Consider the following 19,857-nt stretch of genomic DNA (forward strand, 5'->3'; position numbering starts at 1 on the left):
AGCCGCTGACCCTTCGTCCCGGGACTGCTTCCAGTGTAGCCCCGGCAGCCTGCGCCGGCCCGGCGGGCACCGGCCGCCGAGACCCCGTATCGTCCGTTCCATGGACGGCGCGCCGGCTGCGGACATCGCCGATGCGATGGCCTCCGTTGCGCGCGCGCTCCAGGCCGAGGACGACCCCCAGCACACGCTTCAGCGCATGGTCGACCTGTCCGTCACGACAGTCGCCGGCTGCGAGTACGCGGCCGTCTCCCTCTTCACCCCGGCCGGGATCTACACACCCGCCGCCTCGGACGCCATCGCACTGCAGCTCGACCAGATCCAGTACGACACCGATCAGGGTCCATGCCTGTCGGCGATCCGTGACCGGGACATGTACGTCACCGGTGACCTGCGGGCGGAGCACCGGTGGACGACCTTCGCCGCCCGCGCCACCACGGAGAGCGGCATCCGGTCGATGCTCTCGCTCCGCCTCTTCGTGGAGGGCGACACCCTGGGCGCCCTGAACATGTACTCCCGGCAGCCGGACGCCTTCGACCAGAGCTCTGTCGCCGTCGGGCGGCTCTTCGTCGCCCACGCGGCGATCGCCCTGTCGGCGGCGACGGAGCACGCACGGTCGGAGAACCGCGCCGACCGTTTCCAGGCACAGGCGGGCATCGCCGTCGTCCTGCAGCGGAGCATGCTCACGACGCTGCCCGACCTGGCCCCGTTCGCCGCGGTCGCACGGTACGTGCCGGCCGCCGCCGAGGCCGAGGTCGGCGGGGACTGGTACGACGCCCTGGTGCTGCCCTCGGGCGACATCCTGCTCGTCGTCGGCGACATCACGGGGCACGACGTCTCGGCCGCCACCGGGATGGCGCAGGTCAGGAGCACCCTGCGGGCCCTCGCCGTGAACCACGACGAGGCGCCGGCCGACCTGCTCACCCGCCTGGACGAGACGCTGGGGCGGCTCGGGCAGGACCTCATCGGCACCTGCCTCGTCGTCCGCCTGTCCCACCGGGACGGGCAGTGGTGGGCACGCGTGGCCACGGCGGGCCACCCGGCACCGCTGCTGATCGACGGCGACGGCGCCGCCTACGTCCCCATGCCGTACGACATCCTGCTCGGCATCGCGCGCTCCGCCGCCCGCACCACCACCGAGGTCGCCTTCCGCCCCGGGTCGACGTTGCTGCTCTACACCGACGGCCTGGTCGAGCACCGCAACCGCGGGATCGCCGACGGCATGGCGGCGCTGAGAGACATGGCGGCCGAGCTGGGCACGGGTGACCTCGATGCGCTGTGCGACACGCTCGTGCGCCGGCTCGCACCCCACCCCACCGACGACGTCTGCCTGCTCGCCGTCCAGCTCGCCGGCGCAGCTCCCTGAGTGTCGAGGGGCGGTGAGGTGGCTGGTCGCAGGGCGCCGCGGGCGTTGACGCCGTCACCGGGCGATGCCGTCTGCCGGCGTCCGACCACGCCCATGACAGGCCGTCCACGTCCTGGGACCCGAGACAGAGGCGGCAGGTTCGGCCCGCCGACACCCGCTTTAGGAGTTCGATCTCGGTCTGTGGATAACGCTCTGACCTGCGGAACTACATGCGAGTAGTTCGCGTCGTGACCCCGTTCCGGGGTGGACGCTGACCACACGCTGACCACCAGACTCGCCAGCACTTCCTAGGACGGCCCGTAAACATGGGCCCAAAGCCGGGGGGACGTATCGATCCGCGGTGGCAGCCTTCGTCGCGGCCTCCCTTGGAGCCGGCGACAGAGGACGTCGCCATCCACCAACTACTTTACGGTGCACATGTCCGCAACAAATCATTCACCTGCGACTCCAGTCGCGCATCAAGAACGGTAGCCAGAGCCTTCAAGAACAGGATGGCCTCGTCCAGCTGGTCTCGCGTGATGCGCCGAACATCAACCGCGTGTGCGACCGCATTCCGGCGCCCCACGATTTCTTCGAGTTTGTCCTTCAGGAACGAACTCGCCTCAGGCCGCCCCCAGAGCGCATCGAAGCCGCCGCGAACGACCGTGAAGATGTCAGCAACACCCACATCCGCGTACATCTCCTGCACGGTTCCGGGACCGGGGTTGGCCTTGGTCTCAGCGAACGCACCCGGCGAGACGATCTCCGCACCGACGACGCGTGCCGCGTAGATCACCTCCGCAAGTCGGTCAACCCGTTCCGTCTTCGAGCCGCGCGGACCTCGCATAGCTAGACCCAGTGACTCCCAGACGCTCTTGAGTCTCATCCGGTCCGGCAGCTTCGAGAACGCGATGACCGGCGGCTGCTGCGTCAGCGATCCCAGGCGCTCCAAGAATAGCGCGTGTAGGAACGCCTCGAAGGAGGACACCATCAAGATGGCTGCTCCGCCTCGAAGCGCGAGGCCCAGCGCCTCGGTCGCGCCAGAGGGAGGATCGGGGAGCGGCCGCTCTGCCACCACGAGTTCCTCCGCCATGGCGAGCGAGTCGAGAAACTCGAGCAGGGATTTCGAGGACGGCACTAGCCCACCTGCTCGCCGATCAAGTCCCGCACTCGCGTAATGCGCCGCTTGAATAGGCTAGGTGTATTCGTTGCCGCGTCGACGCTCGCCAAGAATTCGGCGTCCCTAAAGAGCTCCTGCATCCCCGAAAGTATCGGCTCTCGCTTCTCGAGCAGCACCTCGCGCTCTTGACCCCGACAGGCGAACATCTGTGCATCGAACAGAGCCGCCAGCACCTGCCGACGCCATTGCCCGCTAGACGGGACCCACCTCTGGAAAGCGTGTTCGCCGAACGCCGCCTGCACATTGGATACGGTCGCGAGGAAGTCTTGCCTCATCTCCTCCAGAACCGCAGCGTCGGCGTACTGGCGCCGTGCCATAAACTCGTCCATGTGCCGCTGCATTCCTCCTGAGAAGGTATCCCAGGTGTCCCTGAACGTGAAGTACCTCAGCACGAACTCTGCGTCGCGCATCTCACGCCAGATCAGCGAGCGGTCACGTCGCTGGATATTCAGGAGATCGTGAAACGCGCGCTCCTCCGACAACTCGAGCACCAGGTTATTGAACGGCCCGGCCCAGGTGCTGTTCCGGATCTCCTGGGGATTCAGCCGCACACCGCCCGTGTTGAGACGCTTGAAGACCTCGAACTTCACATCCTTGTCAGACTGCCGGAGGATAATGATCGCCTGCAACGCCGCTCGGGTCTCAATTGCGTTTCGAAGCGGCGTCGGGATCTCCTCAACGGTGCTCCCGTTAAGCTCCGAGAAGACCTTGAGTCCGTTGAGCCTCAGGCGCCCCCTGAGGAAGTTGTGTACTGCAGTGAGCCTCTGCTTGCCGTCAATTACTGAGTACTTCCCGTAGTCGTCCTCATTAAGGAAGACCGATGGAACCGGGACGTTCATTAGGAACGACTCGATCAGCGCGCTTTGCCGCTTCTGGTCCCATCGAGCGCGCCGCTGGTACCTGGGCGACAGGTCGATCTTCGAGCTATGAATCAGGTCGGACAGCGTGCCGAGGTTGTAGTTGAGCACACTGACGACCAGTTCTCGCTGCCGGCTCTCCCAGAACCGAACGGGATCTACCTCCTCCCCCTCTTCGTCGAGGTCAGTCGCACTCTCCTCGAGGTCGACCTCAATGTCGACGGGCTCGCCAGTGCCAGCCTCAGTCAGGTCCTCGCGCTCGTCGGCCACCGTGGGCCTCCTTTCCACTGCTGGACGATATCGGACGAGCACGTCGCGCGATGCCAGGGCTGGCCGATACGACGCTCGCCAAGGGCCCAGGCGCACCCTGGCAGGGACCGCGCCCGCTCAGGCCCGGATGGAGGGCCACACTTGGCGCCGACGCCCACACTCACGCCGGGCGCGACGGCAGACGCGGCCTGCGCCACCTCTCTGATTACGCCTTGTCGTGCACCTTGCGGTCTTCTCCCACACGTAGCCGTCGGCCGTAGAAGTCAAGCCCGTCGAGTTGCGCGATGAGATCGGTTGTGACGCCGGCGCTCTCGACGACGGCAAACCCGAACCCGCGGTTTCTGTCACCCTTCTGCCCAGGCGGGAGGGTGACACTTAGGACCTCTCCGAATCCACTCAGCACAGCAACGATCTCTGCCTCGGATGCAGCAAGCGGCAAGTTGCCCAGGAATAGGTAGTGAGCACCCCGCGGTTCCTCGTCCTCACGCGGCGCACTCGCACTGGCATCCTGGCGCACGCGGTAGCTCTTCACCTTGCGAGTCGCGACTCCACGCCGTCGAGCCTCCGCACGCACCTTGCTGCGATCCTTTGTGCGCTCGATCAATCCGGCATTTCGAAGCGGTGTCAGGATGTCCTGTAGTTGGCCTACATCGACGATGCCGAGCGTGTCAATTGCATCCTGAGCCGAGAATTCACGGCCGTTGTAGCCTAGCGCCATCACCGCACGCTGCGCTTCCGATAAGTGGGCGGCATCAAAACTGCTCAGCCAGAGACTTACGTCTGGCTCGTAGAGTGACTTGTTGTACAGAGCAACTGTGAAGTTGTCGGACCCGTTTCTCAGCTCGGGTTCAGCGAGTCCACTCGAGCGCATCACGTTGAAGATGCGCACCACCCCTTCGCCCATCTCTCGCACGAGACCCACCTCGCGCAGGACCCGCGCGATGAGCGGGTTGCGCGACTCGTGCACACCACGAAGCTGGGTCAGGTCGGAGAGGGCGACGGTTGACAGAAGGGTTCCTGGGCTGACGATCTCCATACGGTCTGAATAGATGCTGACCTCAACACCTCGCCCTTCGATAGCGTAGTCGCGGTGTACTATCGCATTTAGCAGTGCTTCCCGACATGCGAGCTGAGGGTACAGGTAGTTCTGTTCGAATCGCGCGGTCTCGGTGAACGTGGGCTGCTGAGCCATTGCCAGAGTCAGTCGTTCCCATGCCGTGTCGACGAGCGTGAGAATGTTCCCCGCAACAACGTCGTCCTTGACCACGTTGTAGGAGGGCGCCGTCAATCTCTCCTTTCCACGCACCGTGATGATTCTGACCTGGGAGCGTGGGTGCCACCGTCGCACGTCCTTCGCGAACAGCGCGAGCGCCGCATTCTTGAGGCGCAAGCCGTCTGGCGTGAACTCCGCCAAGTCGAAGTATTGCAGGCATTTTTCCACGGATATGCCATACGCAACCTGCGCGGCCACCGAAGTGACGAGATCGAGGTCCAGGTCGCTCAGCCTGGCCGAGTAAACGACTTCTCGATCCCAGATCCGCGATCGGTCTTCCTCTCGGCTGTGGACGATCCGTTCAGCCGTGTCGGGGACGCTCGCGCGGTCTTCGCGCCGAATGCACCGCCCGTCTGACGTTAGGTAAACGAAGTCGAGGCCCTTGCTGATTGCGAAGTAGAGGATCTTGTCGCCGTCTACCTTGACAAGGGTCGCGGTCATGGCCGGGAGAGGCGTATCGCGATGCACGTGGGTGCGCGGCGCGGCCAGCAGCTCTTGGATTTCCGTCGCATCGAACGGGAGGCCAGTAACGGTACCGTCGTCTTCAACGCCCACGAGAAGCTCGCCGCCGTCGGCATTGGCGAACGCGACCAGCGTGCGCGCGATGTCCACGGCCACGTCCTTCGGACTGCGTCCGGTCCTGGCGCCGGGCGGTCCTGCCATCGCGCTCTTGAACTCCCGGAAGTGGCTCTCGCCGATGCGAATCGCCAGCGACGCTCGCTCAGTGAGTTCCAGGGCCTCGGTCATCGCAGCCGCCTTCGGTCGACACCGCCAACGTGCCGAGGCTACTCACCCGGCGTCGTGTCCAGGGGGCGAAGTGCGCGGAGCTCAACGCGGAGCGCAGGTGCAAGAGGAGTCACGGCGCGTCATCGGCCCAGGCCTGGCCGGCCCTCGAGTCAGCGAGGCGGGAACAGAGCCCGGTCGCAATCCCACTCCTCCACTGCGCGTAGGAGCTCGGGGACAGTCGTCGTCACGGTGACGAAGAAGTCGTAGAGGTCCACGTCGTCTCCCGGCGGGGTTGCCCATCGGGGCCTCGCCTCGAGCGAGAAGTGCACCCGGACGGACCTGCAACCCTCAGCGGTCGCGGCGAGGCTGAAACCGAGGTTCGGCTCCGTGAAGACCAAGAGCTGCTCTTCGTCAGCCGGGAAGGGAATCGCCCTGACCTCGCCGGCGGCGGCCGAGCGCAGCCAGCCGGCGAGCTCCGCGGCCTCCCACGTGGTCAGGCACGCGTCCTCAAAGTGCCAGCGCCTCCCATCCGCTAGGCGTACGTCGCCCCGGATGTAGAGCCAGTTGGCATCCCAGTCGCGAGGCCCATCCCCCTCGATGCTCGGGTACTGGTAACCCAACGGTCGGAGCTCGATCTCTGCTCCGTCGGTCGAAGTCAGCCTCACCCCGCCATCTTGCCCGTCTGTGCCTGCGGCGGGATGGCAAGACGACCGCTCCCGCCAGGAGCGGTCCCGAAAGACGTGTGGCCTCAGGTTGGTAGGCCCGCTGGCACACCTCTTCCTGAACGCCGTCGCGGCGGCAGCTGCGCATCTTCTCCCCCGCTGCCGCACACCTGCAGGTAGCGACGGAGTCGCGAGGGAGGTGAGGCGGGTGATGTCGATGCACAAGCTGACGGCTGGGGACGGGTACGCCTACCTCACCCGGCACGTCGCCGCGGGCGACGCCGGCCTCGACGCCGGCGCGTCGCTGACCGCGTACTACGAGCAGACCGGAAACCCTGCCGGTCGCTGGTACGGCGAAGGCCTCCCCGGCCTCGGTGACACGACCCGGCGGCTCCGCCCGGGCGACGTCGTCACCGAGGCGGCGATGACGGCCGTCTTCCGCGACGGTGTCGACCCGCTGACCGATGACGCGCTCGGCCGGCCCTATAGCCGGTTCGATGACGGGAAGCGTCACGCGGTGGTCGGGTTCGACCTGACCTTCACCGCGCCCAAGTCCGTTTCGGTCCTGTGGGCGCTGGCCGATGACGCGACCCGCGTCATCGTCTATGACGCTCACCGGGCGGCGCTCGCGTCATCGCTGGAGTTCGTCGAGCAGCGCGTCATCCGCACGCGCATCGGCGAGGCGGGCTGTCATCAGGTCCGCACCCGCGGGATGGTCGCGGCGGCGTTCGATCACTGGGACACCCGGGCCGGGGACCCGAACCTGCACACCCACGTCGTGGTCGCCAACAAGGTCCAGGGGCCCGACGGCGCTTGGCGCAGCCTCGACGGGCGGACCGTGCACGCCGCGGTCGTCACCGTCTCCGAGCTGTATGACGCGCTGCTTGCCGACGAGCTGGCGCGGCGCCTGCCCGTGGAGTGGTCGATGCGCGACCGCGGCCCGCGCCGGAATCTCGCGTTCGAGGTCGACGGCGTCGGCGAGGACCTGCTGGCCCACTTCTCGACCCGTGCCGAGGCGATCCACTGCGCCGAGCAGGAGTGGCTCGCCCAGTTCGAGAGCACCCACGGCCGGGCGCCGACCCGGGTGGAGACGACGCGGGCGCGCCAGCACCTGACCCGCGCCACGCGGCCACCGAAGACCATCCGACCGCTGGCAGACCTGCTGGTGGACTGGGCGAACCGTGCCCGCGCGCTGACTGGGCTCGAGCCGCGCGACCTCGCCGCCCGGGCGCTGGCCGGCACCTACGGGCGGGCGCTGCACGCGCACGACGTCGGCCCGGAGGTGCGTGCGGCGATGGTCGCCCAGGTCCTCGACGACGTCTCGACCCGGCGGTCGGTGTGGACGACGTGGAACCTCGGCGCCGCCGCCGTGCGGGCCTCGAAGCTGCTGCGGATGGCCTCGCCCGCGGAGCGGCGGGCGCTGCTCAACGACCTCACCACCGAGGCCGCCGCGGCGTGCGTGCACCTGGACGACAACCGCGACCCGATGACGCGGCGCGTCGGGGAGTCGCTGTTCACCTCGACCGCGCTGCTCGGCGCGGAGAAGGCGCTCATCGACGCGGCCGAGACCACCGGCGCACCACACCGGCCGGCGGAGATGCTCGGCGCCATCCCGCTGCGGACCGAGCGCCACCTCGGCGCCCTCGCCCCCGACCAGCGCGCGGCCGCCGAGGCCGTCATCACCTCCGGTCGGCTCCTCGACGTGCTCGTTGGGCCGGCCGGGTCGGGCAAGACGACGACCCTCGCCGCGCTGTCCTCGTTCTGGCGGCACGGCATCGGCTCGGTGGTTGGGCTGGCGCCGTCGGCAACTGCGGCTCGGGCGCTGGCGGAGTCGCTCGGGGTGCCGTGCGAGACGACGGCGAAGTGGCTGCACGAGTCCACCGGCGACGGCGCCACCATCCGCACCCTGCGCTACGCCGACGCACTCGCCCGCATGGCGACCCGGGACTACCGGGAGCAGCGCGCGGCCAACGAGGAGCACTGGCGGCTTCGCGCCGAGCAGGACCAGTGGCGCTTCTCCCCCGGGCAGCTCGTCATCGTCGACGAGGCCTCCCTCGCCGACACTCGCACGCTGGCCGCGATCGTCGAGCAAGCGCGGGCGGCGACGGCGAAGGTGCTGCTGGTCGGGGACCACCTGCAGCGCGGGTCGGTCGACGCCGGAGGCGCGTTCGGCATGCTGGCCCGCCGCGGACCCACCGCCGAGCTCACCAGCCTCTGGCGGTTCGCCCACCCCTGGGAGGCACGCGCCAGCCTCGAGCTCCGACGCGGCCACGCGGCGGCGCTCGACGCCTACGAGGCCCACGGCGCCATCACCTCGGGTGGCCACGACGCGACGCTCGACGCCGCCATCGACGCCATCACCACGGCCAGCGAGCACGTTCGGGTCGCGGTGCTGCAGGCCGTCGACAACCGGACCGTCCGCGAGCTCAACGCCCGCATCCGAGCCGACCGCATCACCACCGGCCACGTCGCCCCCACCGGCGTCGCCCTGCACGAGGGGCTAACGGCCGGCGTCGGCGACCGGATCGTCACCCGCCGCAACCACCGCCGCGTGACCACCGCCGACGGGTTCGTGCGCAACGGCGCCCTGTGGGACGTGACCGCCGTCCTCCCCGACGGGTCTCTCCGCGTCCGCCCCGCCAGCCACCCCGACGCACCGACCGTCCGCCTCGCCGCCGAGTACGTCGCCGAGCACGTCGAGCTCGGCTACGCCACGACCATCGCCCGGACCCAGGGCATGACCGTCGACGAGACCCACACCATCGCCACCCCCGGCATGGGCCGCGAGGACCTCTACGTCGCGATGAGCCGCGGCCGCCACACCAACCGCGCCTACGTCGTCGTCGACCAAGGCGACCCGGAGTGCCTGCCCGGCCACGCGCCGTCGTCGGGCCGCGAGGTGCTCGAGCAGATCCTTGCCACCAGCCACGCCGAGCCCAGCGCTACCGAGACCTGGGACACCTACCACCCCGGCCGCGCCGCGCCCCTCGTGCCGCCCGTGCATCCACAGCAGCCACGGAACCCCTGGCCTCCACAGCCCGCGTCGCACCCCTTGACCGCAGCGCCGCCGTCGTCCGCCGATGGACCGGTGCTCGGTCGCTGACCACCACCACATCCAACCCAACAGAAGGAGAAGGTCATGACCACCACCGCACAGCACACCGCCCCCGCCACCGCGGCCCGGCAGTACTACCGCGTGAAGGACGCCGCCCGGGTGCTCGGCGTGCCGCCCCGGACGCTGTACCACCTGGTCGAGCACGAGCAGATCCCGTACCGGCGGCTCGGCACGGTGATCCTCCTCCCGGCGGCGTGGGTCGAGCGCGAGCCGACGATGCCGGTGAAGCGGCGCTGATGTCCGTCACCAGACGGCAGCATCCGACGGGCAAGGTGACCTGGCGCGCGAAGGTGTTCTTCGAGGGCTGGGTCATCGCGCAGCGGTCGTTCGAGCGCCGGGTCGATGCCAAGCGCTGGGAGGCGGACCAGCTCGCGAAGCTGGACGCCGGCTCGTGGATCGACCCGGCGCGCGGGCGGATGATGTTCGCGGCGCTGGCCGAGGAGTGGCAGGCCTCGCGTGGCCACCTGGCGGTGCGCAGCCAGGAGACCACACGGTTCCTGCTGGACAAGTACGTGATCCCGGAGATCGGGGCGTACCCGATCTCCGGGATCTCGGCGGCCGACGTCGAGCGGGTGATGTCCGCGTTGACGGCGCGGGGGCTGGCGACGGCGACGCGGCGTCGGGCGCTGTCGATGATGCGGCTGGTGTTCGACTACGCGATCCGCGACCGGCGGCTGTCGGTGAACGTGGCGCGGATGGTGGCGCTGCCCCGCGGGGGGACCAAGCGGGAGCCGCACTGGCTGCGGCCCGAGCAGCTCGGCCGGCTGGTCATGGCGGTGCCGCCGTTGTGCCAGCCGGTGGTGCTGTTCCTCGGGACCACGGGGTGCCGGTTCTCGGAGATGGCGGCATTGCGGGTCGACGACGTCGTGCAGACCCCGCACGGCTTGGGGGTTCGGGTGCACCGGGCGGCGACGCAGTCGAAGCGGACCAGCGGCGCGGTGTTCGGGCCGACGAAGACGCACCAGACGCGGACCGTGCCGGTGCCGGCGGCGCTGGATGCGTACGTGCGGACGCGGGTCGCCTTCACCGCGCCGGGCGGGTACCTGTTCCCGAGCCCGACCGGCGGCGTGTGGACGAACACGAACTTCCGGGCGCGGTCGGGGTGGATGGAGGCGACGCGGCATGCCGGGGTCGAGGGGACGACGATCCACGACCTGCGGCACACGGCCGCGTCGCTTCTTGTCGCGGCCGGGGCGGACGTGAAGGCGGTGCAGGTGATCCTCGGGCACTCGACCGCGACCATGACGATGGACCTGTACGGGCACCTGTTCAGCGAGGCCACGTGGCAGGCGATGGAACGGCTGCCGGTCATACCGCTGATGAAGGCGCCGCGGGCGATCGAACCACTACCGCCTGACCTGCGCGGTGACTGAGGTCCACCGCGAGTCCCCTGCCCACACGGGCTCGCTCGGACCGCGCGTGGTCGACCGAACTCGCTAATTATCCGCGTATTCTTATCACGTGCCCCGACCTGTGCTGACCGACGGCGACCGAGCACGCGGTCGCGCCCTGGGGCAGGCGCTCCGAGCAGCCCGCGGGGAGCGATCACAGGCGGAGATCGCTCGGGCCGCGTCCTTGTCGCTCGACACGCTCCGGAAGCTCGAACAGGGCGGCACGCCCACACCGGGCTTCTTCCTCATCGCGCTGGTAGCCCGCGAACTCAACCTTGCGCTCGACGATCTGGCGTGCGCAGTGTTACCAACCGAAGGAAGGCGACCATGACGACCATCGCTGCACCGCGTCCCTCGCAGGAGCTGGCGCACGAGCCGGTTGGTGAGGACGTGGTGTTCTGCGGCTCCGACTGGCGCCGTGTGGTCCGCTGGCACGATGCCACGCGCCTAGGTACGGCGGCCTTCTGGATAGATCAGGCGCGTCGCCGGCCGCGGCCGGCGACCTACCAGGTCGGTAGCGGTCTGCACCAGGAGGTGGCACTGTGCCTCCTCGGCGGCTACGGGATCACCGAGAGGATGGCGTACCACGCATACAGGCGGCTGCTTGACGAGCAGCTCCTGAGCGGCGAGCCGGTCGACGTCGAGACACTGCGTGAAGCCCTCGCGCGGCCATTTGACCTGCCGGGTCACCCTCGCCCAGTGCGGTATCGATTCCCGTCGCTCAAGGCCGAGCGTCTCGCAGGTGCGCTCGAGTATCTGCGCGAGAACTCGCCTCCGTCGATCGCCCAGCCAGTCCCCCTTAGAGACTGGCTGACGTCATTGCCCGGAATTGGCCCGAAGACTGCGTCGTGGGTCGTACGGAACGTCACCCGGACCAACGATGTCGCCGTCATCGACATTCACATCCGTCGAGCTGGAGTCGTCGCCGGCGTCTTCGACCCAACCTGGAAGCTGCCGCGCGACTACCGCCGCTTTGAGGAAGCATTCGTCACATGGGCTCACGTCGGGGGCATACCGACGGCTGACCTTGACGCCTGCATCTGGTCCACGCTGGCGACCATGGGCCGTGGCGCCCGATTGATGTTCGGTGTCGCCACTTTGGGTGATCTTGACTGAAGCACCCCCTCCAGGCCCACCAAACCCGGTAGGGTTGCCGTGCGAAGAGGCGGCTGCGACCGAGGGGGCAAACAATGGGCGGAAGCGGTGGCTCGGGTTACGAAGTCGACATCATCGGCGGGGGCGCTGGCGGACCTTCGTGCTCGACCCTCTCGTTCGACGCACCTGTAGCGTCGCCCGATCCTGCTGTCGTCGCGCAGATCTCGGTCCACGACACCTGCGACGTAGTCGTCGCCGGCGTGCCGCCGCAGGTGCGTCTGCTGGTCCGGCCCATCGGCGCTCAGCTCGGCGCGCTTACTGAACGCATTGCCGACCTCACGAAGTGCATAGCGGACGGGTACCGATACGAGGCCGAGGTGATCAGCACAGCACCGGTTGTGCGGGTGCGAGTCCGGCCCCAGCGCAACAACTGACGTGATGGACGTCACGGTCGTCGGTGGCGTCTACGACGAGGTCTGCGTCGACCCAGCTGCACACCGTCTCATGGGCTCGGGACTGCGGGCGGCACGCCTGCTTCACGCTCTCGGGGCCGATGCGAGCCTTGCCACCTGCGTGGACGAAGCGACAGCGCCGGAGCTGGGCGCCGTGGCGGCTGCTTTCGAGGTGCCCGTCTCCACGACACCTCGCACGGCTCCGGTGCGCTACTTGTACGAGACACCCGTACACCCAGCGATCCGGCCCGGCTCAACCGGCGGTGGACCGATCGCCGCGGACGGCGACGTTGTCGTTGGCTTCGGGATGATTGAGACCGAGTGGACGGCCAGAGGCGATCGCGTTGTCATTGACCCGCAGCACTCCGAGGTCGCCGACCTGCTCGGCAGGGTCAGTGCCCCCCACCGGGCGCTCGTGCTGAACGAGCACGAAGCGCGGCGCTTCGCAGGACACGGCGACCTGCGCAGCGCGGCTCGGCACTTCCTCGAACTTGGCATCGAGGCGGTCGCCATCAAGAGAGGGGCCCGTGGCGGGTTGGTCGCCACGGCGAGCGGTCTCAGCGCGTTCGGAGCGGTTCCGACCCGTCGGGTCGACCCAATCGGCTCGGGCGACGCGTTCACCGCGGGTTTCGCCCACGCCTGGGCAGTAGAAGCAGCCGAGCCGCTCGAGGCCGCGCGCTTCGCCTCCCGCGTCGCGGCGGCACATTCACTCGAGGGTGCAGCCGGCTTCAACGCCGACGTCCTCGCGAACGTCGGCGAGCCCACCGCATACCCGCAGGACTCAATGCCGTCTGTGTACCTCGCGGGCCCGTTCTTCAACGTCGCTCAGCGAATGCTCATCCGCGTGGCTCGACGGGCCCTACTACATCTCGGTGTGGAGGTGTTCTCACCGCTCCACGAGATCGGCCACGGAGGCGACGAGGTCGCCGAGCTCGATATCGCGGGTCTGGAACGCTGCACGAGCGTCCTCGCGATCCTCGATGGCGCTGACTCGGGCACCGTCTTCGAGACGGGTTGGGCAACAAGGGCCAACATCCCCGTCGTCGCACTCGCCGAGAACGCCGATGACCACGCTTGGACGATGCTTCGCGGAACCGAGGCACTCGTGCTGCCCGACCTCTCCAGCGCGATCTACAACGCTGCGTGGGCGGCCCTGGGCCGAGACGCCGAGAAGTGAGCCGGCTCCTGCTCCTCTCCGGAGGGCTCGACAGCACGGCCATTGCCGCCATGACTCGTCCCGACCAATGCCTAACCATTGACTACGGACAGGTCGCGGCTCAGGCAGAGGCCCGGGCCGCCAAGCAGGTGGCCACGTTGCTCGGTATTCATTGGAGCATGATCACCGTCCCGGCGAGAGAAGTGGGCGCCGGGCTGATGACGGGAACGGCCACCGATCCGCAGGGGCCTCCGGACGCCGCTCCTGAGTGGTGGCCGTTTCGCAACCAACTTCTGATCACCCTGGCAGCCGCGTGGGGCGTCACTCGGGGCATCACCGTCGTGGAGGTCGGGACTGTCGCATCCGACGGCGCTCGGCACCTCGACGGCACCAGCCTCTTCCTCGAGGCCATTGATCACGTTGTCGCAAGTCAGGAGGGCCACATCCGCGTTCGCGCGCCGGCCGCGAAGCTGGGGGCCGTTGAGCTGCTCACGACCTCGCCGGTGACCGAGGACGTCCTCGCCTGGACTCACTCATGCCACCGCGCGAACTTGCCTTGCGGAGCCTGCCCGGGATGCACCAAGCGCCGAGAAACCCTGGCGGCTGTGGGCCTCCTGCAGTGACTGCCAAGAGAGGACGCCTCGCGACCGCCGGCTGGGTCGCGACCTTCGTCGCCTGCGTCGCGCTCGCGAACTGGGCAATCATCCACATTGGAGCCGACAACGGCGACGGTGGTCCTCGCACCCTTCCGCTCGGGTTCGGCCTGCACGCACCGTCCGGGGTCATCTTCGCGGGTGCCGTCTTGACAGTGCGCGACATGATTCATGAACGACTTGGCACTCTCGGCGTTCTTGCCGTGATCGCGGCGAGCGCTCCTGTGACTGCTCTGACATCGACGCGATCACTAGCGATTGCGTCGGTGGTGACATTCGCGATCGCGGAGATCGCTGACCTGCTCATCTACGAGCGCATGCGCCACCGCCGTCGGATCCGTGCGGTCGTCGTCAGCAACGCGGCCTCCGGCGTCCTAGACTCCGTCATCTTCCTTGCCATTGCCTTCGGCACAGAAGCAGCCATCACGGGAGCGCCTGGGATGGCAATCGGCAAGGTGGGGGCGTCAGTGTTGACCCTCGCACTCGTTGAGATCCTCCGGACCCTTGTGATTCCACGAAGAGCCGTAGGGACGGAAGCGAACGAGCGAGGCGCCGAGGCGGAACCGTCACGCGCAGAGCGAGCCGTCCGGTGACCGCCTTCACGAACTGCTGGCGGGAATCACCAACTGCAGCAGCCGTTCGCGGATATCATCGGGGGCGGAGAGGTATCCCCAGTTGATTACAACGCTGGCGACCGCATCCGCAACAGCGAAGGAAGGCGCGCCGTCGTTTAGCGCATCGACCTCTCCGGCCCACATCAGCGAGGCTTGCGACGCCCGGGAACGAATACCCAGCACTTCGAGATCGACGTAGCTCTCGAGGCTATCCCGGATCGCGTCGCGACGCAGGGCGCCTCTACCCTGGGCGTGGAGCTCAAGGATCCCGGACGTGGGCACGGCCTCGCCGTACTCGTCAGCCAACCATGCAGGCATCGCCCTCATCGCGTGCCGCGCGAGGTCAGCGAGGCTCCCAAGCACCCCGGAGGCGGGCAATGGGCCGACCGGGACCGAAAGGCTGACGTCTGCGATGAATCGCAGACACGGGCCACCGTCAAACAGAGCTAGAGCCGAGCGCACCGAAGCCTCCGGCTCACCTCCGGCGGACCGTGCGCAGTCCTGCTCTGCGACGAAAAAACTGTCAAAGGTGTGCGTCGCGTCCAAAGCGGCTTGCTGAGGACCACCGACGCCACCGTTGCGGGCGTAGTAGCTGTGCCATCGATCCAAGACCGCAGTGGGGACCGTGGAGAGGAACGCGGCCGGATTCGTCAAACGGGCAAGACCCTGTTCCCAACTACTGGGCCGCCATACTGCCCGGAGATGGACGCAGGGTCTGTTCTGGTTCAACTCGGCGAATCGAGCCGGGTGACTATTCGCCAGTAGCGAGTCGAGACCATAGCGGGCGAGTGTTGTTGTGACAACCGCGGGGGAAGTGTGGCGGGTGCTCGGCGCCGCATGCACAGAAGAAGTAGCCGCAGGTCTCTCCCGCGTTGACCGTGACCCTTGCTCCTCGATGACCTTCTTCGCGGCGAGCACGGATCCGTTTAGAGCAGCGAGCAAGTTACCGTCGCGCCGGGCCCGATAGTCCGGAAGTCTCGTCAGCCCAAACAGGTCACTCGGCAGCCTTACGCCCGATTCGACCTCAGGACACAGAATCAATACGCGGCGGACGCCCAGTATCCCAATGAAGAGTCCCAACTCGAGGATTACGTTGTCGCGAGGAGATGCACCGCGCTCTCCCCGACTCTCAGTGAGGTCGTCCGGTGCGGCTATCAAGATTGCGAAGTCCGCTTCGCGCGCGGCCTTGGTCAATGACTCCAAAGCGTACTCGGACGGCGTGAAGACGTTCTGGTCCCAGACCGTTGCCTCGCACTTCACCGCCTGTTCCAGAGCGACGTGCAGGTTTCTTGCCACATCCAAGCGCTCTGATGAGGATCCGATGAAGACCCTTGGTCGATCCATACTTCTCCACTCGCGAGGCGCCGACGTTTGGAGCCTACTAACGCCGGCGCCGCTCATGGGCCCGGCGCGACCAGTCCGCAGCAAGTCGCACGTGGAGCTGACCGAACCGTCAGCGTGACAGGCGGCGGTGCACGACCCCACCGCGCAGGCCGCCACGACTCAGCTCCACGCCCTTGGGAGGGCTCTGGCGGCCTTGCACGCTCCGCCGTCTAGCGTCCGTCGGCGTCCGTCCACGTTCTTGACAGGCTGTCCACGTCCCGAGACAAGTCGCTGACCACACGCTGACCAATGCCCGGCAAATCGGACATTGCCCCACCGCCGCCGCGGCACCCACACCGACTCTGACCTGCAAAAACACTGTGTGCGCCTGGGCAGATTCGAACTGCCGACACCCGCTTTAGGAGAGCGGTGCTCTATCCCCTGAGCTACAGGCGCGTGGACCCGCGAACCTCCGCGCGACCCCGCGAGCCCCGACCGCGCGTCGTACGCGGCGTAGGCCGCTACGAGAGTACCGGCACAGCCCGCCACCCCACCGCACCCACCGACCACTCCTAGCCGATCGGCTAGGACCTCCTACCCGCACCCCCGCCCACCCCCGCTCCTACCGTCGACCACATGACCGACACCCTCGTCCTCGGAGGCACCGGCCTCCTCGGCTTCCACACCACCCTCGAGCTGCTGGCCCGCGGCCACGGCGTCACCACGCTGTCCCTGCCGACGACCGAGACGGCCCACCTCCCGGCGCAGGCGGACGCGCACTTCGGCGACCTCACGGCGATGTCCGACGACGAGCTCCGCGCCCTCCTCACCGGCAAGCACGCCGTGTTCTACGCCATCGGCGCCGACGAGCGGACAGTCCCGCCGGCCCCCGCCGCCCACTTCTTCTACGAGGCGAACGTCCTGCCCACGCAGCGCATGGCGCGCCTGGCCCGCGAGTCGGGCGTGGCGAAGTTCGTGCTCTACGGCTCCTACACGGCCGAGTGGGCCGAGCAGTGGCCGGACCTCGGCTACCGCACCCGCAACGGGTACCCGCGCACGCGCCTCGCGCAGGAGGAGGTCGCGATCCTCGAGGGCCAGGGCGCGATGGACGTCATGGTGCTGCGTCTGCCGTACATCTTCGGCCGGGTCGAGGGGCAGCGACCCCTGTGGGAGATGTTCTTCCCCATGGTCCAGACGGACGGGCCGGTGGCCTGCCTGCCGGGCTCGACGTCGTCGGTCACCGTGCGGCAGGTCGCCCAGGCCGCCGTCGGCGCGATGGAGCACGGCGAGCACGACGGCCGCTACCCCATCAACGCCTACGACCTCACCTACGCCGAGTTCTTCCGCATGTGCTGCGAGGCCCTCGGCCGCGACCCGGGCGACGTCATGGTCCTCCCGCTCGAGGCGATGCTGCCCGGGTACGAGGCGGCGCAGGCACAGACCGAGGCGGCCGGCGTGGAGCACGGCATCCACCTGCCCGACTCCGCCCGCTTCCAGTCGCGCGACGCCGTCAGCGACCCGGCCGCGAGCGCCGTCCTGGGCATCGAGCCCGACGACGTCCCCGGCGCCATCCGCGAGACCCTCCGCTGGTGCGTCGAGCACCCGCGCGAGGCGACCGAGGGCTGAGCACCCATGCCGCGGGGTGACGCGTCCGCCGAGCGGGTCTGCGCGTGCGCGCTCGACCTGTTCTCCCGGCACGGCGTCGCGGGCACCTCGCTGCAGATGATCGCCGACGCCCTCGGCGTCGCGAAGGCCGCCGTCTACTACCGGTACCGCACCAAGGACGACATCGTGCGGGCCGTGCTGGCGCCGGCCTTCGACGCCTTCACCACCCTGCTGGACGAGGTCGAGCTGCGGCCCGTCGACGAGCGCGCCGGTGCGCTCGTCGACGGGCTCGCCCGGCAGGCCGTCACGCACCGGCGGCTGTACGCCGTCGTGCTCGGCGACGTCAGCGCCGCCGACCTGGGGCGCCGCTCCCCCGACGACGCCGCCGTCTGGCTCCGCCTCCGCGAGACCCTCGCCGGCCCCGCGCCCGACGACGTCTCCCGCACCCGCGCGGCCATCTTCCTGTCCGGGCTCATGGGCCCCGCGGTCGACGCCGACGTCGCGCGCCTGGATGACGCGACCCTCGAGCGCGCGGTCGCGAGCGCCGGGCGGCGGATCCTCGGGCTCCCGGACTGACGCCGCGCCACGGTCGGTCCCCACACGACGTCCGTCGAGGTCGAGCTCTGCGCTCGAGGTCGAGGGTCGCAACCTTCGACCTCGGTCGAAACCCTCGACCTCGGCGCGGGCAGGGCGGAAGTCCGCCGGTGTCGGCGGGCTCGACCCGGCGTAGCGTGACGATCATCGAAAGGGGTACGTCATGAGACTCACTCATGCGCACAAGGCCCCGAGACCAGGGCAACGGGGCCCCGGGCGACGATCATCCTCAGCCACACCACTCCTGGCCGCCACCGCGCTCCTCGGCGGCCTGCTCGCCCTGCTGCTGGGCGCCGTCGGGCCGGCCGGCGCGGCACCGGCACCGGCACCCGCGCCCCCACCGCCGAGCTTCCCGGTGAGCACCGCCGAGTGCGCGCACGGCGGGTACGCCGACTTCCCGGAGCTCGACTTCCACAACCGGGGCCAGTGCACCCGGTGGGTGCAGCAGTACGTCGTGCGGCCGGCCTGCCACCCGGGCGCGCTCGCCGACTTCCAGGCGGACGGGCCCCGGTTCGCCCACCAGCTCGGCCTCCCGCTCGGGCGGTTCATCGCCACGGTCTGCCGCGGCCAGGACTTCCCGGTGAGCAACAACAGCTACGTCGTCGACGACCCCGCCGGCACGGACCTGCTCAGCCTCGCCTCGGGCAACACGGCGCCGTTCACGTCGAAGGTCGGGTACATCTACTGGATCGAGGTGCAGGGCACCTGGCAGAGCGGCCTGTTCGAGGTCGACGCGACCTACGTCTCCACCGATGGCTGGGCCACCTGGGCGGACGGCCCGTACGGCATGCCGCGGCAGACGTCGACGCAGATCGAGAACCGGTTCGTCGACTGGGGCCCGTACGACGCCGGCCACCACTACGACTACTGGGTGCGCGGCAACGGGACGCCCGTCAACCTGCGCGTCTTCGAGGGCAACGCGTTCACGAACACCCCGAACCCGGCGGCCTACGCCGACAACTGGTTCCCGGGCATCGGCGGCGGCATGCCGGCGCTGGTCTTCGAGTACCAGCTCTGGCGGTGACCTAGCCGGCGGACGCGACGGCGACCTGGCCGAGCGCCGCCTGGCGGCGCACCATGCGGGTGCAGTCGCGGGCGGACAACCACCCGGCCAGGGCGCCGACCACCAGGCTGACCAGGGTGTAGGCGACGAGGTCCGGCACCCTCGGCTCGGACGTCACCAGCACGAAGACGACGGACAGGGCCGTGGCGCTCACGCCGCCGGCCAGCGCACACGCGCGGCGTGAGCCGCCCGACCAGCGTGCCGCGGCCCACACGACCGTCCCCTGCACGGTCCCCCCGACGGCGAACACCGGGGTCAGCAGCGCCGTCCAGAACAGGTAGCTCGCGGCGACCATCCCGAGGCCGCCCACGGCGCCCCACAGGTCCGGCCCGCGCATCGCGCCGGTGGCCAGCCCGACCACCGTGGCGACGGCCGTCATCCCGACGATCACCACGAGGTACGCGACGAGGATCCGCAGCGCCCAGATGCCCGCCAGCCGCAGGATCTGCCACGGCGGGATCGGTGGGGTCACCGTGCCAAAGTAGC

The 19,857-nt window shown here is 68.8% G+C and carries 19 protein-coding genes and 1 tRNA gene; 13 read left to right on the forward strand and 7 right to left on the reverse strand.

What is annotated here, in order from left to right; translation table 11 throughout:
• Positions 1 to 100 precede the first annotated feature (100 nt).
• Complete coding sequence (locus AFE02nite_RS08145) at positions 101 to 1,363, forward strand: PP2C family protein-serine/threonine phosphatase (protein WP_052113414.1); 1,263 nt, start codon at positions 101 to 103, stop codon at positions 1,361 to 1,363.
• A 406-nt stretch (positions 1,364 to 1,769) separates the two neighbouring features.
• Here AFE02nite_RS08145 and AFE02nite_RS08150 read toward each other — a convergent pair whose 3' ends face one another.
• From AFE02nite_RS08150 to AFE02nite_RS08165, 4 genes are all read right to left on the reverse strand, one after another.
• Positions 1,770 to 2,480, reverse strand: a complete 711-nt coding sequence (locus AFE02nite_RS08150; protein WP_034243646.1) for a HEPN domain-containing protein — start codon at positions 2,478 to 2,480, stop codon at positions 1,770 to 1,772.
• Complete coding sequence (locus tag AFE02nite_RS08155) at positions 2,480 to 3,649, reverse strand: DUF262 domain-containing protein (protein WP_052113415.1); 1,170 nt, start codon at positions 3,647 to 3,649, stop codon at positions 2,480 to 2,482. The genes AFE02nite_RS08150 and AFE02nite_RS08155 overlap by 1 nt, the downstream gene beginning before the upstream one ends.
• Before the next feature lie 205 nt (positions 3,650 to 3,854).
• On the reverse strand, positions 3,855 to 5,669 hold the full coding sequence (locus tag AFE02nite_RS08160; RefSeq protein ID WP_034243647.1) for an ATP-binding protein: 1,815 nt from the start codon (positions 5,667 to 5,669) through the stop codon (positions 3,855 to 3,857).
• A gap of 149 nt (positions 5,670 to 5,818) precedes the next feature.
• Positions 5,819 to 6,313: a WapI family immunity protein gene (locus AFE02nite_RS08165; protein WP_034243648.1), complete on the reverse strand. Its 495-nt coding sequence runs from the start codon at positions 6,311 to 6,313 to the stop codon at positions 5,819 to 5,821.
• Between the two features lie 214 nt (positions 6,314 to 6,527).
• On the opposite strand from AFE02nite_RS08165, the gene mobF reads away from it, so the two are divergent.
• The 9 genes from mobF to AFE02nite_RS08210 all read left to right on the forward strand — a co-directional run bounded on the left by mobF (position 6,528) and on the right by AFE02nite_RS08210 (position 14,765).
• The gene (gene mobF / locus AFE02nite_RS08170; RefSeq protein WP_261765540.1) at positions 6,528 to 9,413 is read left to right on the forward strand and encodes a MobF family relaxase; all 2,886 of its coding nucleotides are present in this window, start codon (positions 6,528 to 6,530) and stop codon (positions 9,411 to 9,413) included.
• Positions 9,414 to 9,449: 36 nt separating this feature from the next.
• On the forward strand, positions 9,450 to 9,662 hold the full coding sequence (locus AFE02nite_RS08175; protein ID WP_034243649.1) for a helix-turn-helix domain-containing protein: 213 nt from the start codon (positions 9,450 to 9,452) through the stop codon (positions 9,660 to 9,662).
• Positions 9,662 to 10,798 carry a tyrosine-type recombinase/integrase gene (locus tag AFE02nite_RS08180; protein ID WP_034243650.1) on the forward strand — a complete coding sequence of 379 codons (1,137 nt, stop codon included), beginning with the start codon at positions 9,662 to 9,664 and terminating at the stop codon, positions 10,796 to 10,798. Before AFE02nite_RS08175 ends, AFE02nite_RS08180 begins: the two co-directional genes overlap by 1 nt.
• 100 nt (positions 10,799 to 10,898) lie before the next feature.
• Positions 10,899 to 11,147, forward strand: coding sequence for a helix-turn-helix domain-containing protein (locus AFE02nite_RS08185; RefSeq protein ID WP_222594370.1), 249 nt, complete (start codon positions 10,899 to 10,901; stop codon positions 11,145 to 11,147).
• Positions 11,144 to 11,932, forward strand: a complete 789-nt coding sequence (locus AFE02nite_RS08190) for an endonuclease III domain-containing protein (protein WP_052113417.1) — start codon at positions 11,144 to 11,146, stop codon at positions 11,930 to 11,932. The genes AFE02nite_RS08185 and AFE02nite_RS08190 overlap by 4 nt, the downstream gene beginning before the upstream one ends.
• Positions 11,933 to 12,006: 74 nt before the next feature.
• Complete coding sequence (locus AFE02nite_RS08195) at positions 12,007 to 12,345, forward strand: hypothetical protein (RefSeq protein ID WP_034243651.1); 339 nt, start codon at positions 12,007 to 12,009, stop codon at positions 12,343 to 12,345.
• A gap of 4 nt (positions 12,346 to 12,349) precedes the next feature.
• A complete protein-coding gene (locus tag AFE02nite_RS08200) occupies positions 12,350 to 13,540 on the forward strand; it encodes a PfkB family carbohydrate kinase (protein WP_034243652.1) in 1,191 nt (396 codons plus the stop codon).
• Positions 13,537 to 14,142, forward strand: coding sequence for a 7-cyano-7-deazaguanine synthase (locus tag AFE02nite_RS08205; protein WP_034243653.1), 606 nt, complete (start codon positions 13,537 to 13,539; stop codon positions 14,140 to 14,142). The genes AFE02nite_RS08200 and AFE02nite_RS08205 overlap by 4 nt, the downstream gene beginning before the upstream one ends.
• Positions 14,139 to 14,765, forward strand: coding sequence for a VUT family protein (locus AFE02nite_RS08210; protein ID WP_052113418.1), 627 nt, complete (start codon positions 14,139 to 14,141; stop codon positions 14,763 to 14,765). The genes AFE02nite_RS08205 and AFE02nite_RS08210 overlap by 4 nt, the downstream gene beginning before the upstream one ends.
• Positions 14,766 to 14,771: 6 nt before the next feature.
• Here AFE02nite_RS08210 and AFE02nite_RS08215 read toward each other — a convergent pair whose 3' ends face one another.
• Positions 14,772 to 16,187, reverse strand: coding sequence for a nucleotide-binding protein (locus tag AFE02nite_RS08215; RefSeq protein ID WP_146819420.1), 1,416 nt, complete (start codon positions 16,185 to 16,187; stop codon positions 14,772 to 14,774).
• 305 nt (positions 16,188 to 16,492) lie between these two features.
• A tRNA-Arg gene (locus tag AFE02nite_RS08220) sits at positions 16,493 to 16,565 on the reverse strand.
• Positions 16,566 to 16,745: 180 nt separating this feature from the next.
• Here AFE02nite_RS08220 and AFE02nite_RS08225 point away from each other — a divergent pair.
• The 3 genes from AFE02nite_RS08225 to AFE02nite_RS08235 all read left to right on the forward strand — a co-directional run bounded on the left by AFE02nite_RS08225 (position 16,746) and on the right by AFE02nite_RS08235 (position 19,332).
• Entirely contained in the window at positions 16,746 to 17,735 is a 990-nt protein-coding gene (locus tag AFE02nite_RS08225) for an NAD-dependent epimerase/dehydratase family protein (protein WP_034243655.1), read from the forward strand.
• A gap of 6 nt (positions 17,736 to 17,741) precedes the next feature.
• Complete coding sequence (locus tag AFE02nite_RS08230) at positions 17,742 to 18,290, forward strand: TetR/AcrR family transcriptional regulator (RefSeq protein WP_034243656.1); 549 nt, start codon at positions 17,742 to 17,744, stop codon at positions 18,288 to 18,290.
• A 373-nt stretch (positions 18,291 to 18,663) separates the two neighbouring features.
• Positions 18,664 to 19,332, forward strand: a complete 669-nt coding sequence (locus AFE02nite_RS08235; RefSeq protein ID WP_034243658.1) for a hypothetical protein — start codon at positions 18,664 to 18,666, stop codon at positions 19,330 to 19,332.
• Position 19,333: 1 nt separating this feature from the next.
• On the opposite strand, the gene AFE02nite_RS08240 is transcribed toward AFE02nite_RS08235, so the two are convergent.
• Positions 19,334 to 19,843 carry a hypothetical protein gene (locus AFE02nite_RS08240; RefSeq protein ID WP_034243660.1) on the reverse strand — a complete coding sequence of 170 codons (510 nt, stop codon included), beginning with the start codon at positions 19,841 to 19,843 and terminating at the stop codon, positions 19,334 to 19,336.
• Between the last annotated feature and the right edge of the window lie 14 nt (positions 19,844 to 19,857).

The sequence above is a fragment of the Actinotalea fermentans genome (assembly GCF_007991475.1).
GTDB classification, from domain to species: Bacteria; Actinomycetota; Actinomycetes; order Actinomycetales; family Cellulomonadaceae; genus Actinotalea; species Actinotalea fermentans.